This is a genomic window from Shewanella morhuae (assembly GCF_900156405.1).
Taxonomy (GTDB): domain Bacteria; phylum Pseudomonadota; class Gammaproteobacteria; order Enterobacterales; family Shewanellaceae; genus Shewanella; species Shewanella morhuae.
In genome coordinates this window covers 156169-174649 of record NZ_FTNN01000008.1, presented here as the reverse complement: position 1 = coordinate 174649, position 18481 = coordinate 156169, and the positions used below count along the sequence as shown (strand labels likewise).

13 protein-coding genes are annotated in these 18481 nt (G+C 43.9%); 6 read left to right on the top strand and 7 right to left on the bottom strand.

Annotation, left to right across the window (positions count from 1 at the left end; translation table 11 throughout):
* Nucleotides 1-46 precede the first annotated feature (46 nt).
* From BW947_RS11450 to BW947_RS11440, 3 genes are all read left to right on the top strand, one after another.
* Complete coding sequence (locus BW947_RS11450) at nucleotides 47-1201, top strand: ribosomal protein uL16 3-hydroxylase (RefSeq protein WP_076499778.1); 1155 nt, start codon at nucleotides 47-49, stop codon at nucleotides 1199-1201.
* Between the two features lie 480 nt (nucleotides 1202-1681).
* Entirely contained in the window at nucleotides 1682-2680 is a 999-nt protein-coding gene (locus BW947_RS11445; protein WP_076499682.1) for a sulfotransferase family protein, read from the top strand.
* Between the two features lie 25 nt (nucleotides 2681-2705).
* Nucleotides 2706-3803 (top strand): aspartyl/asparaginyl beta-hydroxylase domain-containing protein, encoded by a 1098-nt coding sequence (locus tag BW947_RS11440; protein WP_076499680.1) that lies wholly within the window; start codon nucleotides 2706-2708, stop codon nucleotides 3801-3803.
* Between the two features lie 45 nt (nucleotides 3804-3848).
* On the opposite strand, the gene BW947_RS11435 is transcribed toward BW947_RS11440, so the two are convergent.
* Nucleotides 3849-5420, bottom strand: coding sequence for a tetratricopeptide repeat-containing sulfotransferase family protein (locus tag BW947_RS11435; protein WP_076499678.1), 1572 nt, complete (start codon nucleotides 5418-5420; stop codon nucleotides 3849-3851).
* Nucleotides 5421-5767: 347 nt separating this feature from the next.
* The gene (locus BW947_RS11430; protein WP_076499676.1) at nucleotides 5768-6223 is read right to left on the bottom strand and encodes a DUF4826 family protein; all 456 of its coding nucleotides are present in this window, start codon (nucleotides 6221-6223) and stop codon (nucleotides 5768-5770) included.
* A gap of 277 nt (nucleotides 6224-6500) precedes the next feature.
* Here BW947_RS11430 and BW947_RS11425 point away from each other — a divergent pair, with 277 nt between their 5' ends.
* Complete coding sequence (locus BW947_RS11425) at nucleotides 6501-7535, top strand: Glu/Leu/Phe/Val dehydrogenase dimerization domain-containing protein (RefSeq protein WP_076499674.1); 1035 nt, start codon at nucleotides 6501-6503, stop codon at nucleotides 7533-7535.
* 194 nt (nucleotides 7536-7729) lie between these two features.
* Here BW947_RS11425 and BW947_RS11420 read toward each other — a convergent pair whose 3' ends face one another.
* The 4 genes from BW947_RS11420 to ppsA form a co-directional block, all read right to left on the bottom strand.
* Nucleotides 7730-8146 (bottom strand): MarR family winged helix-turn-helix transcriptional regulator, encoded by a 417-nt coding sequence (locus BW947_RS11420; protein WP_076499672.1) that lies wholly within the window; start codon nucleotides 8144-8146, stop codon nucleotides 7730-7732.
* A 146-nt stretch (nucleotides 8147-8292) separates the two neighbouring features.
* Complete coding sequence (locus BW947_RS11415) at nucleotides 8293-8763, bottom strand: DUF1285 domain-containing protein (RefSeq protein ID WP_076499670.1); 471 nt, start codon at nucleotides 8761-8763, stop codon at nucleotides 8293-8295.
* A gap of 123 nt (nucleotides 8764-8886) precedes the next feature.
* Entirely contained in the window at nucleotides 8887-11928 is a 3042-nt protein-coding gene (ydiJ, locus tag BW947_RS11410) for a D-2-hydroxyglutarate dehydrogenase YdiJ (protein WP_076499668.1), read from the bottom strand.
* Nucleotides 11929-12026: 98 nt separating this feature from the next.
* A complete protein-coding gene (gene ppsA / locus BW947_RS11405; protein ID WP_076499666.1) occupies nucleotides 12027-14396 on the bottom strand; it encodes a phosphoenolpyruvate synthase in 2370 nt (789 codons plus the stop codon).
* Between the two features lie 124 nt (nucleotides 14397-14520).
* Here ppsA and ppsR point away from each other — a divergent pair, with 124 nt between their 5' ends.
* Nucleotides 14521-15333, top strand: a complete 813-nt coding sequence (gene ppsR / locus BW947_RS11400; RefSeq protein ID WP_076499664.1) for a posphoenolpyruvate synthetase regulatory kinase/phosphorylase PpsR — start codon at nucleotides 14521-14523, stop codon at nucleotides 15331-15333.
* 183 nt (nucleotides 15334-15516) lie between these two features.
* On the top strand, nucleotides 15517-16584 hold the full coding sequence (locus tag BW947_RS11395; protein ID WP_076499662.1) for a 3-deoxy-7-phosphoheptulonate synthase: 1068 nt from the start codon (nucleotides 15517-15519) through the stop codon (nucleotides 16582-16584).
* 229 nt (nucleotides 16585-16813) lie between these two features.
* On the opposite strand, the gene BW947_RS11390 is transcribed toward BW947_RS11395, so the two are convergent.
* Entirely contained in the window at nucleotides 16814-18478 is a 1665-nt protein-coding gene (locus tag BW947_RS11390; RefSeq protein ID WP_076499660.1) for a lytic polysaccharide monooxygenase, read from the bottom strand.
* Between the last annotated feature and the right edge of the window lie 3 nt (nucleotides 18479-18481).

Below are 18481 nucleotides of genomic sequence, written 5' to 3'. Positions count from 1 at the left end.
TTAAGGCGACTCACATCTTCGCGATGTGGTCGCCTTTTTTAACACTATGTATACACTTAATCTCGATATCGCCCAGTTTCTTAGTGAGTACTGGCAAAAGAAACCTCTGCTAATCAAAAATGCTTTCCCGCAGTTTGAAGATCCGATCAGCGCCGATGAATTAGCAGGTCTGGCCTGTGAAGAAGAAATCTCCTCACGTATCGTTGTCACTAAAGATGATAACTGGGAAGTGGTGCAAGGCCCGTTTGAAGATTACGACAACTATGGTGAAACCCATTGGCAATTATTAGTGCAAGCGGTCAACCATTGGTATCCCGATTCCCAGCCATTGGTTGAAGCGCTACGCTTTTTACCAGACTGGCGCTTTGATGACTTGATGGCATCTTTTGCCACCCCAAGTGGCGGTGTGGGCCCACATGTTGATAACTACGATGTATTTATTATTCAAGGCGAAGGTCAGCGTCGCTGGACTGTGGGCGACAACACGCCGCAACAACGCCGTGGTGGCAATCCCAACTCGCCGCTGGTTGAAGACTTCACGCCAATTATCGATGTGGTGCTAGAAAAAGGCGACATGCTTTATATTCCGCCTGGTTTCCCGCATTGCGGTGAAACTCTGACAGTAGCAATGAGTTACTCGATTGGTTTCCGTGCACCAAGCCAGCAAGAATTGGTCAGTGAAGTCGCCGATTACCTGCTCGATAATAACTTAGGTCAGCAACGTTTCACCTCGCAAACTGAACCGAGTTCAGCCGGTATCGTCAGCCAAGATCATCAAGTGGGTATCATGTCACTCTTGAGCGAGCTGAGCCAAGATCCCAATAGCTACCAAATCGTGTTAGGTAAACTACTGAGCCAGAACCGTTTCGAGCTTGATTTGTGTGAAGGCGAAGAAGCTTACAGCATTGAAGATTTGCAAGATGCGTTTGCCCAAGGTGCAGGCGTCAGCCGTATTGGTGGTTTGAAAGTATTGCGCCTTGAAAATGACTCCGTGCCGCGATTATTCATCAATGGTGAAGTGTATGAGCTGCTAAATACACCAGCAGATATCATCACGCTATTAAGCGATAAAGTGAGCTTAAACGCCGATGAAGCAACAGAGCTATGTCAGCACGAAGAGGTCCAAACCTTACTATTGAAACTCATCAATCAAGGTTTTTATTACTTAAGTGATAGCGACTTAAACGATAGCGAAGAGTAATACACATAGCGCATTCGTCTGTGACAAGTTGAAAATAAAACAGCATTAAAACAAATGCCGCTCACTATTCTGAGCGGCATCTTTGTTAATTATTTGCAACTGATTTGATTTAATTACTCATCAAAGCTTTGTTTTTGCGTGCGCATAAGATGAGTTTTTTAGCATACGATTATCGGGCTAGCCAAGATTGTATTATTGTCTTAGCAAATTAACGGCCAGCTTGAAGCCACCTGATGAGAAAAAGCCGACACCCTGCCCCACCGCACAAACCTAACCATATATATCTAAAGGTAAAACAGAAAATCCATTAACCGTGTTTAGTTACCCGCCATCAATCCCTCTGCATTATTGACGATAAAAAATCTTGCTTAACCGAACATTTTATAAAAAGGACGATGCCAACATCTTAACTTGGTATTTTGAAGTCAAAACCGTGTTCCTGTATGCTGTAGCCAAATTGTTATATACGGAGTAACACGATTGAGTGCTTGTTTTGATCGCCCCATAATTATTCTGTCTGCGCCTCGCTCTGGTAGTACCTTGCTCTTTGAAGTGCTGTCCCAGAATACCGCTCTATGTACGATAGGCGGCGAAAGCCATGCTGTTATTGAAACGATTCCTGAATTAAATGTAGCAATACGTGGTTTTCACTCCAATGCGTTAAATCAAGAAGATGCAACGACAGATATTATTCAACAGTTGCAAGAAGGGTTTACTGCACAACTGCGCCACGCAGACGGCTCTGGTGTTTCATTGTCTGATGCGCCCATACGCTTTTTAGAAAAGACCCCTAAAAACAGTTTACGTATCGACTTTTTAAACCAAGTATTTCCTGATGCCTTGTTTATCTATTTAGTCAGAGATCCTAAAGAAAATATCAGTAGTATCATGGAAGCATGGCGCTCTAATCGCTTTGTAACATATCCCCAATTACCAGGATTTGGTGATTGGTCTTTATTACTGCCAGCGAATTGGGCGCAGCAAAAAGGCAACACGCAACAGGAAATCGCCGCGTTTCAGTGGCAGCAGGCAAATGATGCCATCATGGCAAGTTTGCTCAAGCTGCCTAAATCCCGTTGGCACCTATTAACTTATGCTGATTTAGTGGCGAAACCTAGCCAGCAACTGGCCGCGATTTGCCAGTTTTGTGATATTCCCTTTGATAGCTCATTCCAGCAAATTTGTGCAACTAGCTTACCCTACTCTCGATATACCGTTTCAGCGCCGACACCCAATAAATGGCTTACTAATGCAGCTGCAATACAACATGTATTTCCCAAGATTAAATCGACTTTAAGACAAATTAATCAATTACTAGTAGAGCGAGCAATTGAACCATTATCTGAGGAAGGCATTACGCTAAAGGACCATCAAGAGTCAATTCATCCCAAAGTGTTATATCAGGACATAAGTCGAAATGCGTTGTGCCCATGCCATTCGGGCAAGCGTTATAAACATTGCCATGGCACATTTATTTAACCGGTAAGATGACGAGATAATAATAATGAAACTTAAACGTGAATTTTACCGACTTCCGCTGCAGTTTGATGTAGCAAGAATGCAACAAGAAATAGCACAATTTACCGATGCTGAATGGGTACCACACCATGAAAATTTTGCGGGAAATTCGGCAATACCACTAATTTCCGTCAATGGTGAATTCAACAATGATTTTAAGGGTGCCATGTTACCAACATCGGCATTGCTGCGGTGCGAATACCTGCAGCAAGTCATTGCCTCATTTGGCGAGGTGATTGGCCGCACTCGATTAATGCGATTAGATTCAGGATGTGAAGTGCCTTTACATTCAGATATTAACCATCACTGGTATAAGCGCGTCAGAGTGCATATTCCCATCGTAACGACTGAAGATGTAGTGTTCCAATGTAATGATAAGCGCGTACATATGGCGGCAGGAGACTGTTGGATTTTTGATTCATGGAAATTTCATAAAGTTGAAAACAACAGCGACCAAACTCGCATTCATTTAGTCGTAGACTTTGCGGGTTCAAGTCGTTTTTGGGCCATGGTTGAGCAAATGGATGAACAGATTGCGACGTCAGCTAAGTTCACTCACTATCAACCGCAGCACACCGTTAATATTCGTACTGAAAAACATAATTACCAAATCATCATGTCACCAGGCGAAGTCGAATTGTTAGTCAATGACTTAGTAGCTGACGTGCAATCTTGTCAGCTAAATACTACGCCAATAAAAGCATTATTTAGCCAATTGTTAAAGGGATTTGTCGCTGATTGGCGCGAGTTATGGTTCTTATATGGTGAAGAAAACACTGGCTGGCCTTTATTTCATCATTTACGAGATGAAACACTGAAGCAAGCAAGTCAGTATGACAAAGAAGTGTTTATTTCAAATGGTACTTCAGCAGTTAAAATTTTGGCGCAGTTAATAATAGGCCCATCAATGAATGTAGCACTGGCGCCACAACATACTATTAGTGTTGAAAAATCGATGGACACGCCATTACCCGACAAGCGGATTGGTACAACTACTGGGATCCCTATCGGATTAACTCGGAATAGCCCATGCCACTGTGGTTCTGGCGATAAATATAAAAACTGCCATGGAAAAATAACCTAGTTTTGGATTAAGAAAAGGGCGTTAACAAGCCCTTTTCTATTAGTTTTACTGACCTAATAAACGATGGCGAACGTTAATATTAATCTGTTCAAAATCGAGATAATCTTGCCCCATAAATGCTTGATATTTTTCGCATTGACCTATTGCTTTAGTATTCATGGGTTGTCTAACTTGGCTTGCACTCGGGGTTAAAACCGGCCGTGTCGATTGATAAAAATGCAGGCAAGCAGTTTCAAAATCAACACCACAATAGCCGAGTAACTTAGGTATCTCATCATCAGGCTGAATGACCAGTTTCTCAAAACTGAGATGATAAATATCCTGCGGAAATTGACTATCCCAATGTTCCATTAGTGTTAGGTAATTCTCCCAATAGACTTTGATGTTCTCTAACGAGTAGGAATAATCATGTCCAAAGCTAAAGTATTGTTTAAACACACTCAACGCATTATCCGTCGTATGTCGAATCACATTAATAATTTTAGCTTGTGGAAAAAGGGTTTTAATTAAACCAATATGGAGAAAGTTATTAGGGTTTTTATCAATAACATAATCAGGAACTGTTGAAAAATACTGCGCCGATTGTTGCAAATATTCTTGCTGATATTGATTGATTTTCTCTTGGCTCAAATGTGCCAACTGCTTGGCGTAGCCGCCAGTTTGTTCAAGTGTTAACGCAATTCTTTCTATATAAGGTAGCTCGTCCGTAGCACCTATTAAGCTATGACACGCAAGGATCTGCTCGACTAACGTGGTACCAGAACGAGGCATGCCGACAATAAAAATAGGCACTATTTGTTCAGCAACAACTTTCCGTGCCGTCAGTTCTGTATGTCGCAGTGACTGCACAATATTAATAAATGAAGATTTTTTAAATGGCTTTAGTGGCGCCAACAATTTATTCGCGTGTGCCATCGCCTCAAACGCTAATTGATGCTGATTTGACTGCTCATAAATCCGATTCATGGTGTACAGCAATAACGCTCGACTCGCATCTGACAGCGATGGAGAATTTAAGGCTGAGATAACTACCGATTTATCACTTTCTGAAAATGTATAATTTTTTAGATCCGCTAGACTCCAAAATCCGGTAGCCATTTTATCTGGGTTTTCGATGATAAATTGGTGATAAAAATCCGTAGCGAGCTGCGTATTACCGGTTGCTTTATAAATATGCCCTAAATTTAATTTTACCGCAGAATGGTTATAATGGCTCACGGTACAAAGCGTTAACTTGTCGATTGCCAATGCCATATTGCCAGTCTGTAATGCTGCCATACCTTGCTTAAATTGCAGCTCTAACTCATCAGGAAAGAGAGTAATAAGACGATTAAGCATATCAACTTGTTCAAAATAACGTTGTCTTACTTCGAGTAAATGCAATTTACCTCTCAGCGCACGCTCAAAGTTGGGATCGAGTGTTAAAATAGCATCAAATTTATATTCTGCATCTTTGAAATCACTGGCTTTAAATGCAAGCTCCGCCAAAATCAATAATGCATCTAGGTTATGAGGTTGGCGACGAATAACCTTACGCGCATACATACCCGCGGATGAAAATTGCTGTGAAGCAAAGTAGGCCTTGGCATTTTGTAGATATTGTTCTTCTCGGCTCAAGGAACACGCCCCTATTTTGTTGGTTAGTATTTATCGCAATGTAAAATAATTTAGATAAATCCAGTATAAACAGGTTTGTCTTTAGGATGAAGTCTTAACTGATTTGGATCTAATACAGTATGTTTTAACATCATTATTTAATGTGCAGAACTATTTCAGTGCGAATAATCATTCGTTTAGATTATCGGTAGCACTTAAAGCTTGAGAAATATCCATAAAAAAAACCGAATATATAATCACATTCGGTTTTAACGTATTACGCTGTTAATTTCACTTAATTTGTCAACTGTAACAACCTGACTATAAACGCATAATAGCTAAGTTTAAACGATAAAACAGTGGCAACCTTAAGCTTCTACATTCCATAGTTTATCGTCATTGTGCACAAGATATAAACTTTCAGCGCGCGATACCAGCAACTGTGCAAATTTAGCCTGAGTCGCATCACGGGTAGCACCAGAACGGGTTAAGTTTTCCGCTTGCATTTGCCACATCATAGAGAAATGGCGCACCGCATCACGGGCAGTGGCTGCGACCTTGACATCAACGAAGTCGGACGGTAAATCACCCGACATCACCCAGTAGGTTTTATTGGTTGGGCGTTTTGATTCAATTTTCCAAATTGCCATATAAGGCACAAGATAGCGGCTTTCATCGGCCAACACTTTACTTGGGATCACCCCTTTTTCAGCCAAGAAACGATTCGCTTTTTGAAATTGAGTTCTGACCCACTCTTGACGTCGTGCTTCCATTTCTTCTGCAGAAACATGTTGCTGAGTCTGGTCGACAGCTTGTTCAGTCATACTTCCATCCTATCTTATTGTTATAACGCGAAACCCGCTCTTGGGCCAGTGCGCGATTTATTCTATTGATTGCGGCAAAATTAATGCAATTCATCTGGATCACAAAGCTTACGTTTACGTAAGGTGGAAAGCTAAATTGCCACATATAATGTATTTATTCATTCATTATGCGTGGTTGAGAGTATCGCTAAATGCTATGGTTCTGCAATAAATATAACAAACTGTCGATGGGACTGTTCTCGTCGGCTTTTTCATTGTGTATAGCGGAGAAATTCACGTGGCTGTATTTAATCATGTATCCTTTGACGAGCATGAACAGGTTGTATTCTGTCATGATAAAGAAAGTGGCTTAAAAGCTATTGTCGCCATTCATAACACCAACTTAGGTCCTGCTGTTGGTGGCTGCAGAATGTGGAATTACCAATCGGATGATAAAGCCCTGACTGACGTGTTACGCCTTTCTCGTGGCATGACGTACAAGAATGCGCTTGCAGGTTTGAAGATGGGCGGCGGTAAATCAGTGATCATCGCCGATCCCAAAAGACAAGACCGCGAAGCGCTATTTCGCGCCTTCGGCCGTTTAATTAATAGCTTAGGTGGCTGTTACTATTCAGCTGAAGACGTTGGCACCACGACTGCTGATATCATGATAGCCCACGAAGAAACCCCTTATATGGCAGGTCTTGAAGGCAAAAGTGGCGATCCATCCCCCTTCACCGCCCTTGGTACTTTTTTAGGCATAAAAGCCGCTGTTAAACATAAGCTAGGGCTAGACAGTGTAAAAGGGCTTAAAATTGCTGTTCAAGGTGTCGGTCACGTAGGTTATTACTTATGTAAGCATTTACATGAAGAAGGTGCGCTACTCACGGTTACCGATATTCATCAAGCTTCATTAGATAAAGTCGCTACAGACTTTGGTGCAACCGTTGTGGCACCACAGGATATCTACTCACAGGATGTTGATGTATATGCACCTTGCGCGCTTGGTGCCACATTAAATGATACGACACTGCCTCAATTAAAAGCCAAAATTGTAGCTGGCTGTGCCAACAACCAATTAGCCGAAGTTCGCCACGGCGAACAACTGAAAGAAATGGGCATATTATATACGCCTGACTACGTGATCAACGCTGGCGGCATTATTAATGTCTCGTTCGAGAAAGATTACGACGTAGCTAAATCAACCGCTAAAGTGAAAGAAATTTACAATACATTATTGAAAATTTTCAACCAAGCCGATGCCCAAAACCGTACTACTGGTGCAGTAGCTGATGAAATGGCTAAGGCCATTATTGAAGCGGCTAAAAAATAATTTTAACGCTCTTCTTTATATGCTAAAAGCGACCTTAGGTCGCTTTTTTATTATCTAAAACTCAATTTATCTGCTTGAATTAGTCAGGTCTGGTACCGGCAAAAGATAACGTTGAGACGCATTTAAAGCACTATATCAACCACCAGGTAGTAGAACGATAAATACCAGCCAAACTCATTTTATCTATAATGGTTCTAGGTTAATCGATTGATTTTATTTAGCAGTAAAATGAATTGCTGCTGCTCATCATCACTAAGGGTTGAGAGAAATTTTTCATTGACTCGTTCAGCCTCACACACTAGATCTTGCTCTAACGCTTTGGCTTCATCGGTTAGAAAGATTTGAAAGGCACGGCGATTATCAACTTCTTGATGACGGGTAATAAGGCCTTGTACCTGCAACTGATCGAGCAAACGCGTCATAGTGTAGTTTGCCACATCACAACGTTTTGATAATTCAGTTTGGCTTATCCCCTCTTCTTGCCATAAAGCAAACAACACAGGCCACAGCTTTATATCAAGGTGATAACGCTTAAGTTGCAGGTCAAGCTCGTTTTGCAGCTCAATATTTAAGTGGGATACTAGATAACCTAAGCTTTCATAACGATTCAAACTGCACCTCCTACAGCAAAAATTTACTGTTTTGGGGTTAACTTAAAACACTAATAACCTAACCCAAAGCCTGTTTTAATACTATCACCTAACCCTAATAAACTCGCTAACACAAAAACAGATGATGATGCTATTAATCTACGAACTTATTCTTCATCTAGATCAGATAAATTAAATTCATTCACAAAATTATAGTAACAAGCGCGGCCTAGTTTTCCCCATAAGCCACGTTCAAGCGGCAAATAAATACTGTTTTCGGTGAGTTTCATCTGTTTGATATCAATATGATGGTGCTCAGTTTCAATACTGGTTCGCACATCAAGCCATGTATGACATTGCGAAAGCTCAAAATCGATTATCAACAACGGCGCGTCTTCTACTTGCACTCGCACTTTTTCAACTGGGGTAATTAAGAAATACTCGCTCTCAATACAATGTAAAATGCTGGCGAACAACTTAGCAAATTTTGTCGGCAACGATGTGCCTAGATAGGTCCAATCACCCAAGGCGTTAATATTAAACAATGGCACTTCACTACACAATGGTGCTGTCGTTAACACGCTATCGGAGGCCAATTGTGTAAGTGTGTGTTGAATGCTTTGCGTTATTTGTTCCATCCGCTGTCTCCGTCATCCATAAAAAAACCAGCCTTGCGGCTGGCTTTAGTGTGACATTCCTCACTGGGATATACCAGCAAGGATAATAACGACCTTGAGGGTAAATTTAAGTGGTTAACCCCCTTATATATTCGCTAACTCGAGCAGTGCTTCAAGCGGATGCTTTGGTTTATAACCCGCAAAGCGCTTTACTTGGCTGCGACAAGAATACCCAGAGACCAACACTTGTGGCTGCTCAATTTTTGCCAAGGTTTGCTGCCAAGACATATCAAATAATGCCTTAGAACGCTCGAGATTTTCGGCCTCATGGCCATAGGTCCCTGCCATGCCACAACAACCTAAATTAACTGCGGTTAACTTAGCGCCAAAGTGAGCAAATATTTTAGTCCACTCATTGGCGGTATTTGGCTTGGCCGTCGATTCAGTACAATGACTAAACCAAGTGTATTGCTTATCTTGCTCAGCTTTTGCGGGTAAATCCTTGATGATATTAAGTAACCACTCATTGGCAAGCTTCACCTCGAAATTACCGCGATTGCCCCCTAATACTTCACGGTATTCATCGCGATAACACAAGACTAAGGCAGGATCGATACCGACCATAGGCATGCCTAATGTATGCACTTGATTTAAAAAGTCAGCACTCGACTGCGCCGTTTTTGCAAACTTATCTAAAAAACCTTTAATATGCGTTGGCTTACCATTGGGTTTATAGGGTAACAACACAGGTTTTAAACCAAGCTTTTCAATTAACTGAATAAATCGATAAACAAGGCCTGAGTCATAAAAACTGTTAAAGGGATCTTGCACCACCAGCACAAACTGCGCGCGCGCTTCTTCTGGAATCGCTTGTAATGCTGCTAAGTCATACCCACGGCTCGCATGACCATCGAGTCTTTGCTTTAAGGTTGGCACCGATAACGCGGGGGCATCCACATAGCCAATAGCTTTTTTAATCACCCATTGGCTTAGTGGATTTTGCGCAGCAAAGTTAGTCAGGCGCGGCGCAGCGGCCATCAATGGCAAGCTGTCTTCTATACCCGCAACGAGATAGTCCTTCGCTGGCCTTAAATAGCGTTGATAGTAAATATTAAAAAATTGCGCTCTAAATTTTGGCACGTCCACTTTAACCGGACACTGCCCAGAGCAAGCTTTACAGGCTAAACAACCCTTGAGCGATTCCATTACTTCATGGGAATAATCATAATCACGTTTTGCATTAAAGGTATTTTGCACGCGCTGCAACAAGCCTAGAGGCTTGGCTTTTGCCAGTGCGTTTACATCTACTCCTTCACCCTCAAGTAGCCTTAGCCACTCTCTCATGAGCCCTGCGCGCCCTTTGGGAGATTGGACTCTGTCACCTGTCACCTTAAATGACGGACACATGGGCGAATAACTGCTGTAGTTAAAACACAGGCCGTTACCGTTACAGTTCATTACATCGGGAAATGCATCGCGAATTTCGATAGGAATTTGTCGGTCAAACTTACCGCGCTTAACACTATCGATATCGTAGTAAAGCGCGCCCACCTTTTTAGGTGCTACCAGTTTACCTGGGTTAAGACGATTATCGGGGTCAAACCAGCCTTTGATATCTTGCAATACACTATAAAGTTCATCACCAAATACCGATGGACCGTATTCACCGCGCACACCTTTACCGTGCTCGCCCCACATCAAGCCGCCGTATTTAAGCGTGAGCGCCGCAACTTGATCTGAAATCACTCGCAGCAATTTTTCATCTTCAACATCGCACATATCAAGCGCGGGCCTAACATGTAATACGCCCGCGTCTACATGACCAAACATACCGTATTGCAGATTATGCCCATCTAATACTGCGCGAAATTCCATAATATAATCGGCGAGTTTTTCGGGCGGTACAGCGGTATCTTCGGCAAAGGCGATAGGTTTACGTCGGCCTTTTGTCGCGCCCAATAAGCCAACGGCTTTTTTACGCATGCCATAGATTTTTTCAATACTGGGCTTATCTTGCGTTACTTGGTAACCCAATACGCCGCACTCACCATTACTGATTTGTGCCGTTAAAACGGCTTCAAGACTCGCCAGCCTTTGCTCAACGTCCGCGGTATCACCCGCAAACTCAACCATATTAAGGCCATCGATGACTTTACCTGGCACTTCTTGAATTAAGTCAGCAACGGAATGCCAGACAATGTCTTCACGGGCTAGGTTAAGCACTTTTGAATCGACAGTTTCAACCACAGTCGCGCGCGCAGCCACTAGCGATGGTGCATGACGTAATGCTGATTGAAACGAATCATACTTAATATTCACCATGGCACGCTCAGTCGGCAGTGGGGTGATATTCAGTTTCGCTTCGGTGATGACGGCAAGTGTGCCCTCTGAGCCGGTCAAAATTCGAGATAAATCAAATTGAGTTAGGCTATCGTTCCACACGTGTTTTAAGTCATAACCCGTGAGGAAACGATTGAGCTTAGGAAATTGCGTTTCAATCTGGGCTCGTTTTTCGTGGCATACCGCCGCTACTGCAGAAATCAGTTTTTGCCCAAGGGGATTTGTACTCACTTCATTGAGGTTAGATAGTAATTGCGCATCTAAAGGCTGAGTATCGAGCACACTGCCATCAATTAATACACTGCGCAGCGCCAGCACGTGATCGGATGTCTTACCATAAACCAGTGAACCCGCACCCGAGGCATCGGTATTGATCATTCCGCCAATCGTGGCACGGTTTGAGGTGGATAAATCGGGACTAAAAAAATAACCATGGGGACGCAATGCATCATTGAGCGCATCTTTAACCACGCCCGCTTCTACTCGCACCCAACCTTGCTCAGCATTTACTTCGAGCACACGGTTCATGTAACGCGACACATCCAAAATCAAACCATGGGTTAACGACTGTCCATTTGTGCCTGTACCGCCGCCCCGCGCACTAAAAGTTACACTGCGATACTCATCGGTAGCAGCAAGCGTTAAGGCAATTTGGATATCCAACTGGGTTTTAGGATACAGCACGGCTTGAGGCAGAAATTGATACACTGAGTTGTCCGTTGCTTGCACTAAACGGGCACTGTAACGTTTGTCTATGTCACCGGAAAAGGTGCTTTGCTCTAGCGCATCAAGGTACGCCAAATACACGGGCTCTAATGTTTGTTGATGTGATAGCAGGGGTAACATGGCTGGCTTCTGTCAATTATAGTTATAGCGCCATTATAAACAAAAAAAAGCCGCTAAAAAGCGGCTTTTTTAACATCTTTATAAAATTACGCTACAGATCACCCGTGTGCTTCAGCCAAATATAGCCAAGTATCAATCACGGTATCAGGGTTAAGTGACACAGTATCAATACCCTGCGCGACTAACCAAGCTGCAAAATCGGCGTGATCTGAAGGACCTTGACCACAAATACCAATGTACGCGCCCTTTGCTTTAGCCGCTTTAATCGCTAAAGAAAGTAACATTTTAACCGCTTCATCACGTTCATCAAACAAATGGCTGATAATACCTGAGTCGCGATCAAGGCCGAGTGTTAGTTGAGTTAGATCGTTTGAGCCGATAGAGAAACCATCGAAGTGCTCAAGGAATTGCTCGGCTAATAGCGCGTTTGAAGGCACCTCACACATCATAATGACGCGTAAACCATCTTTACCGCGCTCTAAACCTTGTTCTTTAAGCAGGCCGATCACTTGTTCAGCTTCTTTTACTGTGCGTACGAACGGGATCATCACTTCAACGTTCGTCAAGCCCATGTCATTACGGACACGTTTGATCGCTTCACACTCTAGGGCAAAACAGTCACGGAACGATTCAGAGATATAACGGCTTGCACCGCGGAAACCCAGCATTGGGTTCTCTTCTTCTGGCTCATATCTGTCACCGCCCACCAAGTTGGCATATTCGTTAGACTTAAAGTCTGACATACGCACGATAACTTTCTTAGGATAGAAAGCCGAGCCGATAGTCGCGATACCTTCAACTAAACGAGCAATGTAGAATTCAACTGGAGAATCATAACCGGCGATCATCTCGTTAATTTCAGTCTGCAGCGCAGCATCTTGTTGATTGAAATCAAGCAGTGCCTTCGGATGAATACCAATCATACGGTTGATGATGAATTCTAAACGCGCTAGACCCACACCTTCGTTTGGCAAACGGGCGAAATCAAATGCTCTGTCTGGGTTACCGACGTTCATCATGATTTTCATTGGCAGTTCAGGCAACGAATCAACACGATTTGAAATTATTTCAAAATCTTGTTTACCTTCGTAAATAAAACCTGTGTCACCTTCAGCGCAAGAAACCGTCACAATTTGACCGGTTTTGATACGGTCAGTCACATCACCACAACCTACTACCGCTGGCACGCCTAATTCACGAGCAATAATTGCCGCGTGACAGGTACGGCCGCCACGGTTGGTAACAATCGCGCTAGCGCGTTTCATGATAGGTTCCCAATCGGGATCGGTCATGTCAGTCACTAACACATCGCCAGGTTGTATTTGATCCATATCAGCAATAGACGTTAATACTTTAGCAACGCCAGTACCCACTTTATGACCAATAGCGCGCCCTTCACAAATCACAGCGCCGCGGCTCTTTAAGTGATAACGCTCAATCAATTGTACGTCTTCACGGCTACGTACCGTTTCTGGACGCGCTTGAACGATATACAGCTTGCCGTCATTACCGTCTTTTGCCCATTCAATATCCATGGCGCGACCGTAATGTTTTTCGATAATCATGGCTTGTTTTGCTAACTCTTCAACTTCGGCGTCGTTGATAGAGAATTGACGACGCTTATCTGCAGCGACATCTTCAATTTTGACTTGTTTGCCGTGAGCAACGTCATCTGAATACACCATTTGGATGAGCTTGCTACCGATATTACGGCGCACAACAGCCTTATGACCTAAGGCTAAAATAGGTTTGTGAACATAAAATTCATCAGGGTTAACTGCACCTTGAACAACCATTTCACCTAGGCCAAAAGATGAAGTGATAAATACCACATCGTTATTGCCAGATTCAGTGTCCATAGTGAACATCACACCTGAGGCCGCTTTGTCTGAACGTACCATACGTTGTACGCCAGCAGATAAAGCCACACCGTGGTGCTCGTAACCTTGGTGAACACGGTAAGAGATAGCGCGATCGTTAAACAGCGATGCAAATACGTGTTTAACAGCAACGAGCACAGATTCATAACCTTTCACGTTTAGGAAGGTTTCTTGCTGACCCGCAAAGGATGCGTCTGGCATATCTTCTGCAGTAGCTGAAGAACGAACGGCAAATGAAGCTTCGCTCGTTTCTGCGGCAAGTTTATCGTAAGCTTCACGAATGGCTTGCTCGAATGCAGGTTGGAATGGCGTGTCGATAACCCACTGCCTGATCTGTGCGCCTACTTTAGCCAACGCATTGACATCATCTACATCCAATGTGGCTAGAATGTCATAAATCTTCTGGTTAACTCCGCTTTGTTCAAGGAACTCATTGAAAGCATAGGAAGTTGTCGCAAATCCGCCAGGTACTTGAACGCCGGCATTAGCCAGATTGCTGATCATCTCGCCTAGAGAAGCATTTTTGCCGCCAACCAAGTTGACGTCACCCATGCCTAATTCTTGATACCAGAGTACGTATTGCTGCACAGTTCTATCTCCGCAAGTTTATTTCAGTGGCCCCTTCACACGAGGGCAGCGGCATTTTACACTCCAGCTCAACACGCGTAAATCTATAATTTTATTTGTAATTTTATTACTACAAGAGGTCAGTATGGCACCAAAAGTATTCTATATTTCTGATGGGACAGCAATCACTGCTGAGGTCTTTGGTCATGCGGTTCTCTCGCAATTTCCACTAGAATTTGAGTCACTTACCATTCCTTTCGTCGAAACCCCGACCAAAGCCGAGCAAGTTAAGCGCCAAATTAATGATTGTTTTATTACAACAGGTGAGCGGCCGTTAGTGTTCCACTCGATCGTAAAACCTGAAATTCGCGACATCATCTACTCCAGTGAAGGCTTAGATTATGATTTTTTAAATACCTTTGTCGCACCTCTGGAGCAACATTTAGGGGTTAGCGCCTCTCCAGTGCTACATCGAACTCATGGAAAAGCCAATCACGGCTATGAGGCACGTATCGATGCGATTAATTTTGCGATGGATAATGATGACGGCCAAACCATGAAACATATGGATAAAGCCGATTTAGTGCTGCTTGGCGTGTCGCGTTGTGGCAAAACGCCATCGAGCCTGTATTTATCGATGCAGTTTGGGATTAAGGCGGCTAACTATCCGTTTACCGAAGATGATATGGATGATCTTAAATTACCTGAAGCGCTTAAACGCAATAAGAAAAAACTCTTTGGCCTGACAATCGATCCCGTGCGTTTACATGAAATCCGCCAAAGCCGTATGGAGAACAGCCGCTACTCATCGCTCAAACAGTGCCGTTTAGAGGTCAAAGAAGTGGAAATGCTATTTAAACGCGAACGTATTCCCTATATCGACACCACCAATCATTCTGTCGAAGAAATAGCGACCAAGATATTGGATGTCACGGGCCTTGAACGGCACATGTTTTAAGATAAAAGAACAAAACTCACCCCGATAATCCGAGTGAATTTAACGTAAAGAGGTCTAACTTAAATTAAATTCATTGCACGGTTGCCGATAATTAACGCAATTGGCACTGTGCAACTCGGTTCGATTCGTTATAATCCGAGGCAATCTGGCGAAAAAGCGCCGCACGCAAGCTCGGTATTTTGAATGACCATTAAAACAGACGAACTACGCACTTCCTTATTAGCAAAAGTCATCTCACCTGCGCAACTGGCATCTGAGTTCCCATTAACTCAAGATGCGGCCGATTATCTAGTTCAACAACGCCGTGAAGTCGAAGCCATTATTAGTGGTGAAGATCAGCGTTTATTGGTCATCATCGGCCCATGTTCAATCCACGATACTCAAGCAGCGTTAGATTATGCGCAGCGCTTAGCAGCGTTACATCAAGAATTGAAAGATGATTTGTGTATTTTAATGCGCGTCTATTTTGAAAAACCGCGCACGATAGTCGGCTGGAAAGGATTAATTTCAGATCCTGATCTTGATGGCAGTTTTGAACCCAATAAAGGTCTACGCATTGCCCGCGAGTTACTGCAGCAAATCACCGAATTAAAATTACCGATTGCCACCGAATTTTTAGATATGGTGAACGGTCAATATATTGCAGACCTTATAACTTGGGGCGCGATTGGTGCACGCACCACTGAAAGCCAAGTTCATCGTGAAATGGCTTCTGCATTATCGTGTCCAGTTGGTTTTAAAAATGGTACCGATGGCAACATCAATATCGCCGTCGATGCCGTACGTGCTGCACAAGCACCACATATTTTTTATTCACCGGATAAAGATGGCGTAATGGCCGTTTATCGCACCCACGGTAACCCGTTCGGACATATCATTTTACGTGGCGGTAAAAAACCGAATTACCATGCTGCCGATGTTGAAAAAGCACGCCAGCAACTCGAATCCGTTGGCATAACTCAACGTATGATAGTCGATTTCAGCCACGGCAATAGCGAGAAAAACCATCTTAAACAGCTCACGGTTGCCGATGAAATCATGGCGCAAATGCGTACCGGCAGTAGCGCCATTGCCGGCATTATGGCCGAAAGCTTTATTGAGGAAGGCAATCAAAAAGTCATTGCTGGCGAGCCATTATGTTATGGCAAGAGTATTACCGATGCCTGCTTACATTGGGACGACTCTGAAAAACTGCTACGCAATTTAGCCAGCGCCTCACGTGACAGACGCGCCTTGCTTAACAACATCTAACTGGCGATAAAGCAATAAAAATGGCCATAAAGCTGCTATTAATCAGCGACTTTATGGCCATTATTCTTTTTAGTATTGACTCAGTATTTTTGAAGCTTAGGACAATAATGACATAAACCGCCACAGCCCTTTCAACTCAACTAGCAACTCAGTCTTAGCTCAATCAACATGACTTGTATCCACCAGCGCTAACGCCATAATCTCATGCAAAAAGTCATTCAAACAATAATTAAGGACAAACATAAGCGCCTTTATCTGCCCAAGCAGAGCTTGCACCCGGCACTTCATTACGGCTCCACCACTTAGCTTGCCATAATTTGTCTTGATAACTCACCTGTGCGCCCTGCGGATAACCCATGCTCGCCGACCAAGGTTGAGTCACCACACTCACCAGCTGCCACGCCTCATTATTGCTGCTTGGCTCACTACCTTGTTGCCACCATTTGGCCTGCCACACCAATTGTGCATGAGCGACTTTATCACCCATTTGATAGGCATTACTGGCATTCCAAGCTGCATGTGGATCGCTTATCCCACAGGCCGTTGGCGGCGTTGTCGCCTCAGCATTCACTTTAAAAGCAAACTGCTGCGCTTGACCGCTAACAGCTTGGTTAATGTGCAGCACATAATCGCCCGCTTGCGTCAGTGAAATAGCCAGTGCTTGCACTGTTTCGCCGACGTTCAGATTTTGCTCAAACACCCAAGTGCCCGCTGGCGCGCCAAGGGTTTGCACCCTAACTTGGGTTTCAATCGCTTGGCTAGGACTATTAGTGGCACTTAAGCTCAGCTGTAATTGTGCTTTTCCTTCGGCCAAAGTGTATTCACTGGCTAACCCGGTCAACGCAACGATGGCGCTTGGCGCGGATTTAAGATCTAAGCGATAGCTTTGATCTGCCGCTTGCAGCCACACTTGGTTGGTCACGATGTCGGTGGCCGAAAACACGATTGCGCCACTGGTTTGCTTCACGCCGACTTGTACCTGCACACTGTGACTTGCGGCAATCACGCCCGCCAATTCCTGCGCCCAATTTGCCACATTGCTTGGCGTGATGGTTAACCGCTCAAACACGCGCTCATCGCCTTGGGCCGAAAATACCCTAAACCATATTTCATCGCCAGCCTTAGGATTAACGCCTGTGGGCACATACGCGCCAGCGGCTACCCAAGCATCGGGAGTCGGTGTTGGGATTGGATCAGGTGTGGGATCAACTGTGCCCGCTCCAATACGGATATCGCTACAATTATAAAATCCCTCGCCCACCACATCATCACGCTGCCAGCGAGTATATAAGGTCGCATCGCCGCTACGACTCGCAGGTAATGTCACCATAATACGATAGAACTTTTTACCATTGATAATCACAATCGGCTGATCTTGCAGTTCATCGACTAAAGTGAGTTTTTCCCAACTTAACGATTCATTGGCGCTGTTGAAGTCGCTATTGGATAAAAAAAACTGCCAAAAGCTCGGATTGTGCGGCGTATGAGCATCAAACAAGAGTTCAATTTGGTTATTCGCGTCGGGCGTAACTGTGCTGCGCTGGTAATGCGCCGAGGGTAAATCAAGCCCGCGTTTAGCAGTGTCGCCACCTGCACATAACAAACCGTTAGGGATCGCAGCTTTAACGGCGGCTAAATTGTTATAATCGCTCACATTGATTGAAAATTCATTATTTTGCACAAATTGCACTGTGCCGGCTTCGGTAAACGCTTGGCGACAGGCAAGGTTTGGAATACCTGAGCCGTCGGCTGGCCACCAATAACCGCCATCGTTAACACAAAATTGCTGTCTGGCTTTAGGGAACTCGACAAAACCATGGGCTAGTGCTTGCTGGCTAATGCCGATTAATATGGCCGCGCTGACAAGGCTACGCACTGAAAAAATTGCTGACATAAC

What these genes read in the sequence shown, in the direction of transcription:
- BW947_RS11450 (WP_076499778.1), top strand. Translation starts at nt 47, where the DNA reads ATGTATACACTTAATCTCGATATCGCCCAGTTTCTTAGTGAGTACTGG.
- BW947_RS11440 (WP_076499680.1), top strand. Translation starts at nt 2,706, where the DNA reads ATGAAACTTAAACGTGAATTTTACCGACTTCCGCTGCAGTTTGATGTA.
- BW947_RS11430 (WP_076499676.1), bottom strand. Translation starts at nt 6,223, where the DNA reads ATGACTGAACAAGCTGTCGACCAGACTCAGCAACATGTTTCTGCAGAA.
- BW947_RS11415 (WP_076499670.1), bottom strand. Translation starts at nt 8,763, where the DNA reads ATGGAACAAATAACGCAAAGCATTCAACACACACTTACACAATTGGCC.
- ydiJ (WP_076499668.1), bottom strand. Translation starts at nt 11,928, where the DNA reads ATGTTACCCCTGCTATCACATCAACAAACATTAGAGCCCGTGTATTTG.
- ppsR (WP_076499664.1), top strand. Translation starts at nt 14,521, where the DNA reads ATGGCACCAAAAGTATTCTATATTTCTGATGGGACAGCAATCACTGCT.
- BW947_RS11395 (WP_076499662.1), top strand. Translation starts at nt 15,517, where the DNA reads ATGACCATTAAAACAGACGAACTACGCACTTCCTTATTAGCAAAAGTC.
- BW947_RS11390 (WP_076499660.1), bottom strand. Translation starts at nt 18,478, where the DNA reads ATGTCAGCAATTTTTTCAGTGCGTAGCCTTGTCAGCGCGGCCATATTA.